This is a genomic window from Blautia fusiformis, assembly GCF_020686995.1.
GTDB classification, from domain to species: domain Bacteria; phylum Bacillota; class Clostridia; order Lachnospirales; family Lachnospiraceae; genus Blautia_A; species Blautia_A fusiformis.
Map to the genome: position 1 here is coordinate 57,551 of NZ_JAJEPT010000002.1, position 14,800 is coordinate 72,350.

The window sequence follows — 14,800 nt, forward strand, 5'->3', positions numbered from 1 at the left end:
ACCGAAAAAAATGTTATAATATATCTGAAATATCCCGGCCAGCTACGCCGGGATATACAAATAAGACCAGAATTGCTTGAGAGGGGAATGAGGAGGGACCGTTATCGAACAGCAATAAAACAGAAATCGAAAGGGGAAATAACTGATGAGCAAATTCAACATGAAAGTGACACCTGAGATTGAGAAACTTACCCAGATCTGTCGTGAGAATGACAAACTGGATCTGTCTTTATATGGTAAATACGATGTCAAGCGAGGCTTGCGTGACCTGAATGGAAAGGGTGTCCTTGCAGGACTGACCCAGATCTCCAATGTCCAGGCAACGAAGATCGTGGACGGAAAAGAGGTTCCCTGCGCAGGTAAGCTTTCTTATCGCGGGTATGACATTAAGGATCTGACAAATGGTTTTATCAATGACCGGCGCTTCGGCTTTGAGGAAGTAACCTATCTGCTTCTTTTCGGAAAGCTTCCGGATCAGGAAGAACTGAATGGATTTTCCGGGATTCTTGCGAACCAGCGTATGCTTCCGCGGAATTTTGTAAGGGATGTCATTATGAAGGCACCATCCAGAGATATTATGAACGCTCTGTCAAGAAGCGTGCTGACACTTTATTCCTACGACAAAGACCCGGATAATATTGAACTGGAGAATGTGCTCCGTCAGTGTATCAACCTGATCAGTGTTTTCCCGCTGTTATCTGTTTATGCATATCAGGCCTATAACCACTATGAGAGAGGCGAGAGTCTTTATATCCATCAGCCTAAAAAGGAGCTTTCCACAGCTGAGAATATCCTGCGTCTGTTAAGACCGGATAAGAAGTATACGGCACTGGAGGCAGAGATCCTTGATATTGCTCTGATCCTTCATATGGAGCATGGCGGTGGTAATAACTCTACTTTTACTACACATGTGGTTTCCTCTTCCGGGACAGATACGTATTCTGCGATCGCGGCAGCACTAGGTTCTCTGAAAGGCCCGAAACACGGCGGTGCCAACATCAAAGTCGTAAAAATGTTTAACGATATGCGTAAACATGTACATGACTACAGTGATGAAGAGGAGATCAGTGCATACCTTAAGAAGCTTCTTCATAAAGAGGCCTTTGATAAACGTGGACTGATCTATGGTATGGGACATGCGATCTATTCTGTTTCAGATCCACGTGCAGAAGTCTTTAAAGGCTATGTGGAACAGCTTGCAAGAGAAAAGGGCAGAATGAAGGATTATCAGCTGTATGCTGCAGTAGAGCGTCTTGCACCAAAGGTTATCGCAGAGGAGCGTAAGATCTATAAGGGTGTCAGTGCCAATGTGGATTTTTACAGCGGATTTGTTTACAGCATGCTGGATCTGCCGCTGGAGCTTTACACACCGATGTTTGCTATTGCACGTATCGTAGGCTGGAGCGCACATCGTATGGAAGAGCTTATCAATGTGGATAAGATCATCCGTCCCGCATATAAGAATGTCCTTCCGGAAGCAGAGTATATTCCTCTTTGCGAGCGATAGGAAAGGACTGAGGTGGAATAGATGTTCAGATGCTTTTTTCCGGATGAATATCTGGATTCTGCGTATGGGATCGATTATGAGAAGCTTTACAGAGAAGGATACAGAGGGCTGCTCTTTGATATCGATAATACCATTGTTCCCCACGGGGCACCGGCAGATGACCGGGCAAAGAAACTGTTTGAAAAGCTGAGGGCTCTCGGGTTTCGATACTGTTTTGTATCCAATAACCAGAAACCTCGTGTGGAGCCCTTTGCCAAAGCAGTAGAGGGGGATTTTATAGAAAATGCCCATAAACCGGCTGTGAAAAATTATAAAAAAGCCTGCCAGGTGATCGGAATCGATCTTGACAGGACGATCTTTATAGGAGATCAGTTGTTTACGGATATTTATGGAGCAAAGAGAGCAGGGATCCGGACGATCCTTGTGAAACCGATTCATCCAAAAGAGGAGATCCAGATCGTACTGAAGCGATATCTGGAAAAAATAGTATTACATTTTTACCAAAAAGAGGAGGGAAAGAATTCATGAACCATATTGTAATCATCGGCTTTATGGGTTCAGGAAAGACACGAGTTGGAAAGAGACTGGCGAAGGACCTGGGGCTTCCGTTTATTGACGTGGACAGACTGATCGTGAAAAAAATGAACATGTCAGTAAAGGAGGTATTTGAACGCTTTGGAGAAGCATTTTACCGTGCGCTGGAGACTATGGCAGTCAAGGAACTGTCCACAGACAGCGAACGGAAGGTAATCTCTGTAAGTGCGGGATTGCCTCTTCAGGAGCAGAACCAGAAATATCTCCAGAGTATGGGAACGATCATCTATCTGAAGGGATCTGCTGCAACGTTGATCAAACGTCTGGAAGGAAGTAACAATCCCACATTGGAAGGAACTGAGAATAAAGAAGAGAAGATCAAGAAACTTCTGAAACAGAGAGATCCGGTTTATGAGAAGTTTGCGGACATTAAAGTTGTCACAGGAGTGAAGCCTTTTGATGAGCTGATCGCAGAAATTGAAGAAAAATTGAAGGCTTAAACAAAAAAACAGTTGAAAAATGGCAAAAGGTATTATAGAATAATCCATAGCGAAAAAGAACCGCATATATTAAGGAGGAAATATTTATGATTTCAGCAGGTGATTTCAAAAATGGTATCACACTTGAAATTGATGGAAACGTATGTCAGATCGTTGAATTCCAGCATGTAAAACCAGGAAAAGGCGCAGCCTTTGTAAGAACAAAATACAAGAACATTATCACAGGCTCTGTAGTAGAGAAATCCTTCCGTCCTACAGAGAAATTCCCGGCAGCACGTATTGAGCGTGTAGATATGCAGTATCTGTATCAGGATGGTGGTTTATACTACTTCATGAATACAGAGACATATGATCAGGTTGGTCTTACAGAGGAGCAGGTTGGCGATTCTCTGAAATTTGTTAAGGATAATGAGATGGTTAAGGTTTGCTCTCATAACGGAGAGGTATTCGCAATCGAGCCACCTCTTTTTGTAGAGCTTGAGGTTATTGAGACAGAGCCAGGATTCGCAGGAAATACAGCACAGGGTGCTACCAAACCGGCAACTGTTGAGACAGGTGCACAGGTTCAGGTTCCTCTGTTCGTAAACCAGGGCGACAAACTGAAGATCGATACAAGAACAGGTGAGTATCTCTCACGTGTATAATGCAGCAAAAAACCCGCGTAAGCGGGTTTTTTTGTGCCATAAAATTAAAAGATCATTTTGACAGTATTTAAAATACCAAAGTTTGAATGCATATTCCAGACTGTACAGGTAAGAAAAAACGGTACAGTCTGGACTTTTTTTGAAATATCCTTGACACGAAAAATCATTCTGGTATAATTAAACCCAGTCAAAAAACTGACTAAGAAGTTCGTCTGTCCACCAGAGATGACCGGAAATGATCCTGTCACAGAAGTCTTTTAAGGGCTTGTACTGGTTTCGACGGGGGCTTTGAAGTTAGGGAAGCCATCCGCAGACTCCTGGACTGCGTACCAACCGGGAACTAAATATAAACGCAGACGAAAAGTTAGCGTTAGCAGCCTAAGCTGCTCGTCAGCCCCGTTGCACTCACACATCGGGAATCTGGCGTCGACCATGTGAGAAACCTTGCCGGGTAAGCTTTGCCCCGGTAGATGTATCATGAAGCTACTGAAGCAGTAAGCCTGTCGGTGGGCGTACTGCTGAGGGAATGTTAAATCAGCGACTGTGATGGGAGATGCCTTAAGGGATAGGCTTTCGGACAGGGGTTCGATTCCCCTCAGGTCCATTTATGGAACGTCCCGGAAAGACAGCATTTATGCGGCTTTCCGGGAATTTTTTTTACTTTCTTTATTACTCGTGGATATCAGGGAATTCTTCGCAGATACAGAAAGCGATGGTGATAGAATGAAAAAAACTCTGCTTAACAGAAAAAAGCAGAATAAGAAATCTGATTATTATGATTATAATCTGGTAGCTGTTATTGTACTGCTGGTGTGCTTTGGACTGGTCATGCTTTACAGTACCAGTTCATATATGGCAGAAGTGAATTATGGCAACGATATGTTTTATTTTAAGAAACAGGTACTGATCAGTGCAGCATGTCTGATCGGAGCGTTATTTATTTCAAAAATACTGGATTATCATATCCTTCTTCCTTTTACAACTGCGTTGTATGTGGCTTCGCTGATCCTTATGGGACTTGTGCGGACTCCGCTGGGACATTCCTCTCATGGTGCTACCAGATGGCTGTATATCGGACCGATCAACTTTCAGCCTGCCGAGCTGGCAAAGATCGCGGTTATTATCATGATGGCTTACATGATCGGAAAAATGGGACGAAAGGTGAAAACTTTAAAGAGCTGTATGATCCTGGGACTTCCGGGGGCAGGACTTGCGCTTGCGGCTTATATACTTACAGATAACCTGAGTACAGCCATGATCATTTTGGGAATAACAGTTGGAATGGTGTTTGTGGCACATCCGGATATGCGTCCGTTTATTGCTGTGGCAGCGGCAGGAGTGATCCTTATTGTGATCGGAGTACTTTTTCTGGTTGCGACGACCAAGAATAGTGACAGCTTCCGTGTTATGCGAGTACTTGTATGGCTTCAGCCTGAGAAATATTCCGATGAAGGCGGTTATCAGACGCTGCAGGCATTGTATGCCATTGGCTCCGGAGGGCTTTTTGGCCGCGGGCTTGGAAATAGTATCCAGAAGCTTGGAAGTGTTCCGGAAGCACAAAATGATATGATCTTTTCAATTATCTGTGAGGAGCTTGGAATTTTCGGAGGGATTTTTGTACTGATCCTGTTCGGATATCTTTTGTACAGGTTGTTTTTTATTGCGCAGAATGCACCGGATCTGTTTGGCTCACTGATCGTTACCGGGATTTTTATACATATTGCGCTGCAGGTGATCCTTAACATTGCCGTTGTACTGAATCTGATGCCCAATACAGGTGTCACCTTGCCCTTTATCAGTTACGGAGGAACGTCCATTGTGTTCCTGATGCTGGAGATGGCAATAGCTCTCAGCGTGGCCCGTCAGATAAAATTTCAAGAGTAAAATAGTTTTAAAATCAAAATATTTTTGCTCTGGAGCCATTTTTTGGGAAAATCCTCTTGACAACTGTTTTTGCAGACTATATACTTTGCTCAAAAAGAGGAAACAGATTCGATCTGTAACGATTAAAGGAGAGAATAAGACATGTTAGAAAAAATGAAAGAAATGCTTGCAGAGCAGTTAAATTGTGAGGCATCTACAATCACACCGGAGACATCTTTCAAGGATGATCTTGGTGCAGATTCTCTTGACCTGTTTGAACTGGTCATGGCTCTTGAGGATGAGTACAATGTTGAGATCCCGGCAGAGGAGCTTACAGATCTGAACACAGTTGGAGATGTGATCGATTATCTTAAGAACAAAGGCGTAGAAGCATAAGCAGAAATCTAGGATCCTCTGGGACGACAGTGTCTCAGAGGATTTTTTTTGTATATGCGAAGATACATGAGAGGGATGGCAGGGTATTCCGCCGGAAAACCTATGGACATTTTGAAGGATTTGGGTATATAATAGCACCTATAAAGAGAAACAACAAAAATGAGGAGAAAAGAAATGACAAAGATCAGAACAAGATTTGCACCGAGCCCTACAGGAAGAATGCATGTGGGTAATTTAAGAACAGCTCTTTATGCTTATTTGATCACAAAACATGAAGGCGGAGATTTTATCCTCCGTATTGAAGATACAGACCAGGAACGTTATGTGGAGGGAGCTGTAGATATCATCTACCGTACTCTTGAGAAAACAGGACTTCTCCATGATGAGGGACCGGACAAGGATGGCGGATTTGGCCCGTATGTACAGAGCGAGCGTCAGGCAACAGGCATGTATCTGAAATATGCCAAACAGCTTATTGAGCAGGGAGATGCATATTACTGCTTCTGCGGCAAGGAAGAACTGGAAAGCATGAAACGTACTGTTGCAGGTAAGGAGATCTCTATTTATGACAAGAGATGTCTCCATCTTTCCAAGGAAGAGGTTCAGCGCCGTCTGGATGCAGGTGAGCCGCATGTTATCCGCTTTAATATGCCAACAGAGGGAACCACTACATTCCATGATGTTATTTACGGAGATATCACCGTTAACAATGAGGAGATGGAGGATTTGATCCTGATCAAATCTGACGGTTATCCGACCTACAACTTCGCAAATGTAATTGATGATCACCTTATGGGAATCACACATGTTGTAAGAGGTAACGAATACCTTTCCTCTTCACCGAAGTATAATCGTATTTATGAGGCATTCGGATGGGAAATCCCGACCTATGTTCACTGTCCGCTGATCACAGACGAGACACATCAGAAGCTTTCCAAGAGATGTGGACATTCTTCCTATGAAGATCTGATCGATCAGGGATTTGTGACAGAGGCAGTGATTAACTATGTTGCACTCCTTGGATGGAGCCCGGCAGACAACCGTGAGATCTTTTCTCTTCCGGAGCTTGTGGAGGCATTTGATTATCATCATATCAACAAATCACCGGCAGTTTTTGACATTGCCAAGCTGAAATGGATGAATGGTGAGTATATCAAGAAGATGGATCCGGAGGCATTCTATGAGAGAGCACTTCCGTATCTGAAAGAAGTTCTGAAAAAAGACTTTGATCTTAAGAAGATTGCAGGAATGGTTCAGACCAGAATTGAAGTATTCCCGGATATTCCGGAGCTTGTAGATTTCTTTGAGGCAGTTCCGGAGTATGACAGTGCGATGTACCGCCACAAAAAGATGAAAACAACAGAGGAGACTTCTCTTGCAGTTCTCAAGGAAGTGCTTCCGGTACTGGAAGCACAGGAGGATTATACCAATGATCCGCTGTATGCATCTTTAAGCGCTTTTGTAAAGGAGCACGGATATAAGAATGGTTATGTTATGTGGCCGCTTCGTACAGCAGTATCCGGCAAGCAGATGACACCGGCCGGTGCAACAGAGATCATGGAGATCATTGGCAAGGAAGAGACACTGAAACGTGTACATGCAGCAATCGAAAAGCTTGAAAATAAATAAGAGTGTGATCGATAATCCAGTTATGAAACGAAATCCATCTCAGAAAAGGGCAATCGCCCACCTGTCAGGACCTATGATGGTTCTGGCAGGCCCCGGTTCGGGGAAAACTTCCGTCATAGTAGAAAGAACAGCACATATGATCCAGGAAGGGAAGATACCGGCTTCCTCTGTTCTTGTTGTGACTTTTTCCAGGGCAGCAGCAGTGGAAATGAAAGAACGGTTTCTGAAATTTACCAGTGTTCAGCGAACCGGCGTTACTTTCGGGACTTTTCACGGAGTGTTTTACGGGATCCTCAAACAGGCTTATGGTCTGAATGGAGGAAATATCCTGTCAGAAGAAGAAAAATATGCGATCTTAAGAGAACTGGTGGTAAACTGTGCTGCAGAACAGTCCCAGGAAGGGGATTTTGTGGAAGATATTGCCAAGGAGATCAGTGTTGTAAAAGGTGGAAGGATCTCTCTGGAACATTATTATTCTTCCTGCTGCCCGGATGAAGTATTCCGACAGATTTTTCAGGGATATCGAAAAGTCCTGAATGAAAGAAGAAAACTTGACTTTGATGATATGCTGTTAAGCTGTTATGAACTTCTGAAAAAGCGAAAAGATATCCTATCTGCATGGCAGAAGAAGTTTCACTATATTCTGGTGGATGAGTTTCAGGATATCAATCATCTTCAGTATGATATCGTGAAGATGCTGGCAGCACCGGAGAACAATCTGTTTGTGGTGGGAGACGATGATCAGTCTATCTATCATTTCCGCGGCGCTCACCCGGAGATCATGCTGAATTTCCCGGAAGATTTTAAAAATGCGGAGACGGTGATCCTGAATATCAATTACCGGTGCAGTGGAAATATCTTGGATACAGCCATGAAGGTGATCGATCATAATGAAAACCGTTATGTGAAAAAACTTTCCACACCAAATGAACCGGGAGAGCCGGTGCAGATAAAAGAATTTCGAAATCCCAGAGACGAATATATGGCAGTTGCAGGCCTGCTGCGGAATCGGATGGAAGAAGGGGATAATATTGAAGATACAGCGCTGCTTTTCAGGACTAATCAGGAAGCCGAAGGACTGGTCGCTGCGTTGATGGAGTATGGGGTTCCTTTCACTATGAAGGAAAAACTGCCCAACCTGTTCCGACACTGGATCTGCCGGAATATGATCGCTTATTTGAAAATGGCAGAAGGAGACCGGAGCCGCAGTACATTTCTGGAGATCATGAACCGGCCAAACCGATACATAGCCAGAGATGCTCTGACAGAAAAAAACGTTGATTTTAAAGCATTGGGAGAGTTTTACAAAGACAAAGACTGGATGTGTGACAGGATCACAACGATGGAGACACATCTTCGGATCTTAAAGACTATGGCCCCTTATGCAGCCATTAATTTTATCCGGAATGGCATGGGATACGAAGAATACTTGCAGGAATATGCAAGGTATCGTAAAATAAAACCGGAAGAGCTTATGGAAACCCTGAACCGGATCCATGAAAGTGCCAGAGGAATGAAAACATTGGAAGAATGGATGGCCTATATGGACGAGTATACCAGAAAGCTTGAAGAACAGGCGAAGAAACAGGATGTGAAACGGGAAGGAGTGGTGATATCCACTCTTCATGCGGTCAAAGGTCTGGAATATGACAATGTATATATCATGAATGTAAATGAAGGCAGCATGCCTTATCGGAAGGCAGTCCTGGAGGCACATCTGGAGGAAGAACGGAGGCTTTTCTACGTTGGTATGACACGGGCAAAGAAGAAACTCTGCCTGTATTATGTAAGACAGCAGTATGAGAAGGAACGGGAACCGTCCCGTTTTCTTGAGGAGGCCGGATTATGAATGGGATTATTTATTATACGAAGATCAGAGATGAATATAACAGCAAGAATATGGAGCATATGATCGGGGAAAAACTTCTGGAAATCGGACTTGAGCGGGAATTTGGACGAAAGCTTGCTTTTGAGCCTCGGTCAAAGGGGGAACATGGGAAACCGTTTTTTACCCTGCTTCCAAGAATTCATTATAATATCACACATTCCGGAAAATATGTGATGTGTCTGTTTGCCGGAGAAGAGGTGGGCATTGATGTGCAGATCCACAAGAAGGTAAATTACGAACGGCTCCTTGAAAGAATGGTGCCGGCAGATATGATACGGGAAATCCTGGATGCAGATGATATGGAGAAAGCCTTTTTTGCCCAGTGGGTTTTGAGAGAGGCATATATCAAATGGACCGGAGAGGGACTGTCCAGGGATCTGCGTACGATTTCCATGGATAAGGGAAATTACATAATGCTGGAGCTGGAACCGGGATACAGTGGTGCAATCTGGTCCAGGGACAGCCTGGAATTACGATTTGAATACGAAGACATCATTTTGAAATAGCAAATAGAGACGATGAAATGAACAAAGAGATGAAACGCAGCTTCAGGATTTTCATTCTGAAGATCCTGGCAGTTGTTTTTGTGCTGTGCATATGTTATTTTTTATATGCATTTGTTTACCGTGCAAAAACGGAGCTGCCCACAAAAGCTGTGGTGACAAATCGAGGTGCTGCAGTGTATACACTGCGGGGACAGAAACAGATGCTTTCCCAGAAAGAGGATTTTTCTTATTTTGCCTTTGATGGGAGAGAAAAAGAGAAGGAATATGGAACATATGTCATTCCCGGGCTGAAGAATACCAGGACGCTGCTCACAAAAAAGGGTGCCACTCCTGCCATGTGTACATCCATGACGCCTCAGGGACTGGCGGTTACAGAGGATTATGTGCTGGTCAGCGCTTACTGCAGCACACAGAAACATAATTCGGTCATTTATGTGATCGATAAGGAAAATCATAATTTTATTAAAGAAGTGATACTGCCTGGACAGCCTCATGTGGGAGGACTTGCCTATGACCCGGAGCATAAGTTATTATGGTATTCCTCCAATATCAACGGGATTGCACAGGCAGTGAGTATAAAGATGGATACAATAGAAGCCTACGATTATGATGACAGCCATCTGCCGGTGGATACTTTCCAGATAGTCAGTCTTTATGGGATCGTGAGAGACTCTTTTATGACCTTTTATAAGGGGTGTCTGTATGTAGGCTGCTTTGAAAAATATAACGAAAGTGTAATTGCACGATACGGAGTTGACGAAGAGGGAAAACTGATCAATACCATGGACGAGAAACTGGGCATGGATTTTGAAATGGCAGTTCCGTTGGATTATTCCACCATATCGGAGCAGGTTCAGGGAATTGCTTTTTATAATGATAAGCTTTTGATCTCTCATTCTTTTGGAATCCTGCCATCCAGGCTGGTGTTTTATGAACAATCCGATAAGCGTTTGTATGTAAACGAGAATTCTGCCAGAACATATCGTTTTCCGGAACGACTGGAACAGATCGTGGTGGAAGGTGACAGCCTTTATGTGATGTTTGAATCCTGTGCCTATGCATACCGTGCGTCCTCCGTAAATATTGTGGATCGGGTCCTGAAGCTGAATCTTTCGAAGATGGAGACCTATGACGAAGAAGAAAGTCTTTTTTTTCTGTCGGAATAAAGAAAAAACGAGAGAGCATCAAAAAAGACAACAGGTACTAAATCCGGCATGTCCGCAATATATTTAAGTGTAAGAGGTGAAAACATGGACGCAAACCAGATCCAGAACCTGTTTGCCAGTAATGTCCGCCAGCTTCTGGTGGATGCAGACCTTGATTATGATAAATTATATGAGATACGTCTCCGCGTGGGAAGACCTCTGTTCCTCACTTATGATGGGGGAGAATGTTTCCTCCGGCAAAAAGATACAGAACCTTATCTGGTTACGCGGGAGGATCTTAAGGAAACACTGGAGTATGTCAGCGGCTATTCCCTGTATGCTTATGAAGATGAGATTCGCCAGGGGTTTTTGAGTGTACAGGGTGGGCACCGTGTAGGAGTTACTGGAAAGGTGATCCTGGACGGAAACCGTATCCGTGGGATGAAATATATTTCCTGCATCAATGTCCGTCTGGCACATGAGATCCAGGGATGTGCAGAAGAAGTGCTGCCATATATCCAGACAAGAGAGCAGATCATGCATACCTTGATCGTTTCTCCGCCCAGATGTGGGAAGACCACGCTTCTTCGGGATATCATCCGGCAGATGAGTAATGGATGGGGAAATATTTCCGGTGTTACGGTAGGAGTAGTCGATGAGCGCAGTGAGCTGGCCGGATGCTATCAGGGGATCCCTCAGAATGACCTTGGAATGCGTACGGATATCCTGGACGGCTGTCCGAAAGCAGAAGGGATGCAGATGCTGATCCGGTCAATGTCGCCGGTTGTGGTTGCTGTGGATGAACTTGGAAAAGAAGAAGATTTCAAGGCTGTGGAATCAGTTATCCACTGTGGATGTCGTCTGATCGCAACTGCACATGGAGCTTCCATGGAAGAAACATTATCCCAGCCGTTTTTCCGGAAATTGTGGGAAGCGCGGGTTTTCCAGAGATATATTTTTCTGGGAAAGCATGAACGTGCAGGAATCGTGGAAGGAATCTATGATGAAAATGGGAAATGCCTATGTACCGGATTGTAGGCTGTATTCTGGTAGTGGCGGCAGGAGCCGGAATGGGATTTTCCGGAAGTATGAGACTTTCGGAGCAGATTCGTATACTGGAAAAACTGCTTCAGATGGTGATCTGCCTGAAAGGCGAGATCCGCTGCGGGAATGCATCACTGCCGGATGCTTTTTATGGAGCAGCAGGAAGAATGAATGGAAAATACAGAGAGTTTCTCATCAGTGCCGCGGACAGGATGAAAGCGGGAACAGGAGAAAAACTTTCACAGATATGCAGGGAATGTGCGGAAAACGCCCTGAAAAAAAGCTGCCTTACCCATGGGGAAAAGGACGCTTTTTTTTCTTTCGGAGAATATCTGGGCTACATGGATCTGGAAATGCAGATGCGACAGCTTTCCCTGTATGAAAATAATTTGGAAGCAGAGATCTTGAAGCGGAAAGCGGAGGTTTCCGGAAAGAAAAAACTGTACCAGGGAATTGGGATTCTTGGAGGCCTGCTGCTTGCGGTTCTCCTGGTATAGTATTGTTTATCAGACAGTAGTAAGAAGGACAGGCTTTCAGAAGAAAAGGAGGGATCATTTGGAGGTCAGTATCATATTTAAGATCGGTGCAGTAGGGATCCTGGTCTCTGTTCTTTCTCAGATCCTGAAACATAGCGGAAGAGAGGAACAGGCTTTTCTGGTGAGTTTTTCAGGACTTCTTTTAGTACTGTTCTGGATTGTGCCGTATATTTATGAGCTTTTTAAAAATATCCAGCAGCTTTTTGTACTGTAGGGGGAGGGAAAGAACCGTGGATATTCTGAAGATTTCTGTTCTGGGAGCGGCAGGGGTTCTTCTGGGGATTCTTCTGAAAGACCGTGCACCGGAGTATGTAAGCCTTGTTACGATGGGAATAGGTCTTGTGATACTGGGATTAGCGGTAGGGAAGATCAGCTATCTGTTCCAGTCCCTGGAGAGACTGAAACAGAGTCTCCCGATTGATGGAAGCTATATCACTACTTTGCTGAAGATGATCGGGATCACCTATATCGGACAATTTTCATCCGGCATATGCAGAGATGCAGGATATTCCTCCACTGGTGCACAGATCGAACTGTTCTGCCGGTTATCTGTAATGGTCTTAAGTATGCCGGTTCTTCTGGCACTGTTGGATACCATACAGGGATTTCTTGCATGAAAAGATATTGGTCAGAGATTTGTGCAGCCCTGTTTCTGGCTGTAGTTATAAACTGTTTTGGCGGTGTGATCGTTTATGCTTCTTCGGCGGAACAACAGATCACAGATCAGATGGAGCTTACCGACCTGCAGTCCATGGTAGATGAGATGCTTGGAGAAAAAACATTTTCTGTTACAGAAGCGTTTCACAGACTGTTGTCAGGGGAAGAGGTGCTTTCGGAGGAGAGTGTGCGGGAATTTTTGCACAGTCTCCTTTTTTATGGTATTGAAAGAGAAAAAGAGCTGATCGTGAAGTTGCTGCTTCTGCTGTTGTTTGCTGCCGTTTTTTCCGGGTTTGCCGGTGCCTTTGATAACGGGCAGGTGGGAGAAATCAGTTTTTATGTGGTGTATCTTCTTGTTTTTACTCTTCTGATGAACAGTTTTTCCGGTTTGAGTGCATCACTGCTTTCAATGCTTGCGTGGATCACGGAGTTTATGAAGGAACTCTCACCGGTGTATTTTATGGCAGTGGCAGCAGCGTCAGGTGCATCCAGTGCAGCTGCTTTTTATCAGGGAGTACTGCTTCTGGTGTGGCTTTTTCAATGGATCCTGGAACGAGTACTGCTTCCCGGAGTGAGTTTATATATTCTTCTGAGATTTGTGAATCATCTTTCCAGGGAAGAAATGCTGGGAAAAATGGCTGAGCTGATCGAGACTGTGATCTCCTGGGGGCTTCGGACATTACTTGGAGTGGCAGCAGGACTGCAGGTGGTGCGTGGGCTTGTAGCTCCGGTAATGGATTCTCTGAAGCGGAGTGCTGTAGGAAAAACTGCAGGTGCTCTTCCTGGGATCGGGAGCGCGGTAAATGCAGTTACGGAACTGGTCCTTACCACAGCTGTTCTTGTAAGAAACAGTCTGGGCATTGCGCTTTTACTGGTGATCCTGGCGGTGGGGGCGGGGCCGTTGGTCCGATATGGACTTTTGTCACTGACCTATCGCTTTCTGGCGGCTGCGGCGCAGCCTGTATCAGACAAACGGCTGGTAGAAGCCTTTGGCACCATGGCAGAGGGATGTGCACTTCTGATGAGAATCCTGTTTACTGCGGAAATTTTATGTATGCTTACATTTCTGATCTTGATGGCAGGAGGAGGCTTGGGATGAGAACAGAACTTTATCAGTGGATGAAAAGCCTGGCTTTTTTTCATGTACTTACTACAGCACTTCTGCATATTCTGCCTGATAAGCGTTATGAGCAGTATATACGGCTGTTTATGGGGCTTCTGTTGGTGCTTTTGATCTGTACACCTATATTTGCCGTAGTGGGAAAAAGTGAAGAACTTCTGTCCGGATTCAGCAATAATTATGGGAGAGAAGAACAGGTACGTATGGAGACAGAAGCAGAAGGAATAAGGGAAACATTTCTTAAAGGAGCATATGAACAGGAACTGAAGGATCAGGTTCAGGGTATCCTCAGGAAAGAAGGGATTTTTTCGGCAAAAACAGAAGTAGATATGGAGAAAGAGCTTCAGCTGACCATAACACTTTATGGAACAGTCACAGAAAAACAGAGGGAGGCGGTGAAAAATGAGCTCGAAAGAATCTGCGGACTCAGGAAAGGACAGTATCAGATCCTGGCTTCTGAGGATGGGATGGAAGGAGTGGGGAGTTTTCCTTCTTCTGGGAATCCTTCTTCTGGTGGCAGGACTTCCGGTAACCCGAAAGAACAGTAAAACAGCAGAGGATCAGAATGCGGAGAAAACCCGCCTGGAGAGCCGTCTTGAGGAACTGCTTTCCAATGTGGAAGGAGTAGGCGAAGTGGAAGTGATCATTATGACCGGGGATGAGGGAAATACGGAAAACTTTTCCATAAGCGGCAATGATGAAGTTACCGGTGTGCTGGTGGCGGCCCAGGGAGCAGGCAGCGCAGTGACAGTCCAGAATATTCAGCAGGCAATTATGGCATTATTTCAGATCGACGCTAATAAAATTAGAATAATGAAAATGAAATGAGGA

General features: G+C 44.6%; 17 protein-coding genes and 1 other RNA gene. All 18 read left to right on the forward strand.

The features are described 5' to 3' along the window. Positions 1-145 precede the first annotated feature (145 nt). On the forward strand, positions 146-1,507 hold the full coding sequence (locus LKD46_RS02130; protein ID WP_015524427.1) for a citrate/2-methylcitrate synthase: 1,362 nt from the start codon (positions 146-148) through the stop codon (positions 1,505-1,507). A 21-nt stretch (positions 1,508-1,528) separates the two neighbouring features. Then, a complete protein-coding gene (locus LKD46_RS02135; RefSeq protein WP_110103007.1) occupies positions 1,529-2,035 on the forward strand; it encodes a YqeG family HAD IIIA-type phosphatase in 507 nt (168 codons plus the stop codon). Beyond that, complete coding sequence (locus tag LKD46_RS02140) at positions 2,032-2,541, forward strand: shikimate kinase (RefSeq protein ID WP_015524429.1); 510 nt, start codon at positions 2,032-2,034, stop codon at positions 2,539-2,541. Before LKD46_RS02135 ends, LKD46_RS02140 begins: the two co-directional genes overlap by 4 nt. Positions 2,542-2,627: 86 nt before the next feature. Continuing rightward, positions 2,628-3,185, forward strand: coding sequence for an elongation factor P (gene efp, locus LKD46_RS02145; RefSeq protein ID WP_015524430.1), 558 nt, complete (start codon positions 2,628-2,630; stop codon positions 3,183-3,185). A 261-nt stretch (positions 3,186-3,446) separates the two neighbouring features. Beyond that, positions 3,447-3,792: a transfer-messenger RNA gene (gene ssrA, locus LKD46_RS02150) on the forward strand. Between the two features lie 116 nt (positions 3,793-3,908). Continuing rightward, positions 3,909-5,069: an FtsW/RodA/SpoVE family cell cycle protein gene (locus LKD46_RS02155; protein ID WP_110103029.1), complete on the forward strand. Its 1,161-nt coding sequence runs from the start codon at positions 3,909-3,911 to the stop codon at positions 5,067-5,069. A 141-nt stretch (positions 5,070-5,210) separates the two neighbouring features. After that, positions 5,211-5,444: an acyl carrier protein gene (gene acpP / locus LKD46_RS02160; protein ID WP_015524431.1), complete on the forward strand. Its 234-nt coding sequence runs from the start codon at positions 5,211-5,213 to the stop codon at positions 5,442-5,444. A gap of 174 nt (positions 5,445-5,618) precedes the next feature. Continuing rightward, entirely contained in the window at positions 5,619-7,073 is a 1,455-nt protein-coding gene (gene gltX / locus LKD46_RS02165) for a glutamate--tRNA ligase (protein ID WP_015524432.1), read from the forward strand. A 22-nt stretch (positions 7,074-7,095) separates the two neighbouring features. Further along, on the forward strand, positions 7,096-8,922 hold the full coding sequence (locus LKD46_RS02170) for an ATP-dependent helicase (protein ID WP_129974469.1): 1,827 nt from the start codon (positions 7,096-7,098) through the stop codon (positions 8,920-8,922). Continuing rightward, complete coding sequence (locus LKD46_RS02175; RefSeq protein ID WP_022426374.1) at positions 8,919-9,467, forward strand: 4'-phosphopantetheinyl transferase family protein; 549 nt, start codon at positions 8,919-8,921, stop codon at positions 9,465-9,467. Before LKD46_RS02170 ends, LKD46_RS02175 begins: the two co-directional genes overlap by 4 nt. 17 nt (positions 9,468-9,484) lie before the next feature. Next, positions 9,485-10,633 (forward strand): YncE family protein, encoded by a 1,149-nt coding sequence (locus LKD46_RS02180; RefSeq protein ID WP_215638400.1) that lies wholly within the window; start codon positions 9,485-9,487, stop codon positions 10,631-10,633. A gap of 84 nt (positions 10,634-10,717) precedes the next feature. Then, the gene (gene spoIIIAA / locus LKD46_RS02185; RefSeq protein ID WP_015524435.1) at positions 10,718-11,650 is read left to right on the forward strand and encodes a stage III sporulation protein AA; all 933 of its coding nucleotides are present in this window, start codon (positions 10,718-10,720) and stop codon (positions 11,648-11,650) included. Continuing rightward, positions 11,635-12,153 carry a stage III sporulation protein AB gene (locus tag LKD46_RS02190; protein ID WP_215638399.1) on the forward strand — a complete coding sequence of 173 codons (519 nt, stop codon included), beginning with the start codon at positions 11,635-11,637 and terminating at the stop codon, positions 12,151-12,153. The genes spoIIIAA and LKD46_RS02190 overlap by 16 nt, the downstream gene beginning before the upstream one ends. A gap of 58 nt (positions 12,154-12,211) precedes the next feature. Then, entirely contained in the window at positions 12,212-12,406 is a 195-nt protein-coding gene (gene spoIIIAC, locus LKD46_RS02195; RefSeq protein WP_021650700.1) for a stage III sporulation protein AC, read from the forward strand. Positions 12,407-12,422: 16 nt separating this feature from the next. Beyond that, entirely contained in the window at positions 12,423-12,809 is a 387-nt protein-coding gene (locus LKD46_RS02200) for a SpoIIIAC/SpoIIIAD family protein (protein ID WP_021650699.1), read from the forward strand. Continuing rightward, on the forward strand, positions 12,806-13,948 hold the full coding sequence (locus LKD46_RS02205; RefSeq protein ID WP_215638397.1) for a stage III sporulation protein AE: 1,143 nt from the start codon (positions 12,806-12,808) through the stop codon (positions 13,946-13,948). The genes LKD46_RS02200 and LKD46_RS02205 overlap by 4 nt, the downstream gene beginning before the upstream one ends. Continuing rightward, a complete protein-coding gene (locus LKD46_RS02210) occupies positions 13,945-14,517 on the forward strand; it encodes a stage III sporulation protein AF (RefSeq protein ID WP_173746070.1) in 573 nt (190 codons plus the stop codon). The genes LKD46_RS02205 and LKD46_RS02210 overlap by 4 nt, the downstream gene beginning before the upstream one ends. Beyond that, the gene (locus LKD46_RS02215; RefSeq protein ID WP_227573736.1) at positions 14,483-14,797 is read left to right on the forward strand and encodes a SpoIIIAG-related protein; all 315 of its coding nucleotides are present in this window, start codon (positions 14,483-14,485) and stop codon (positions 14,795-14,797) included. Before LKD46_RS02210 ends, LKD46_RS02215 begins: the two co-directional genes overlap by 35 nt. Positions 14,798-14,800 lie beyond the last annotated feature (3 nt).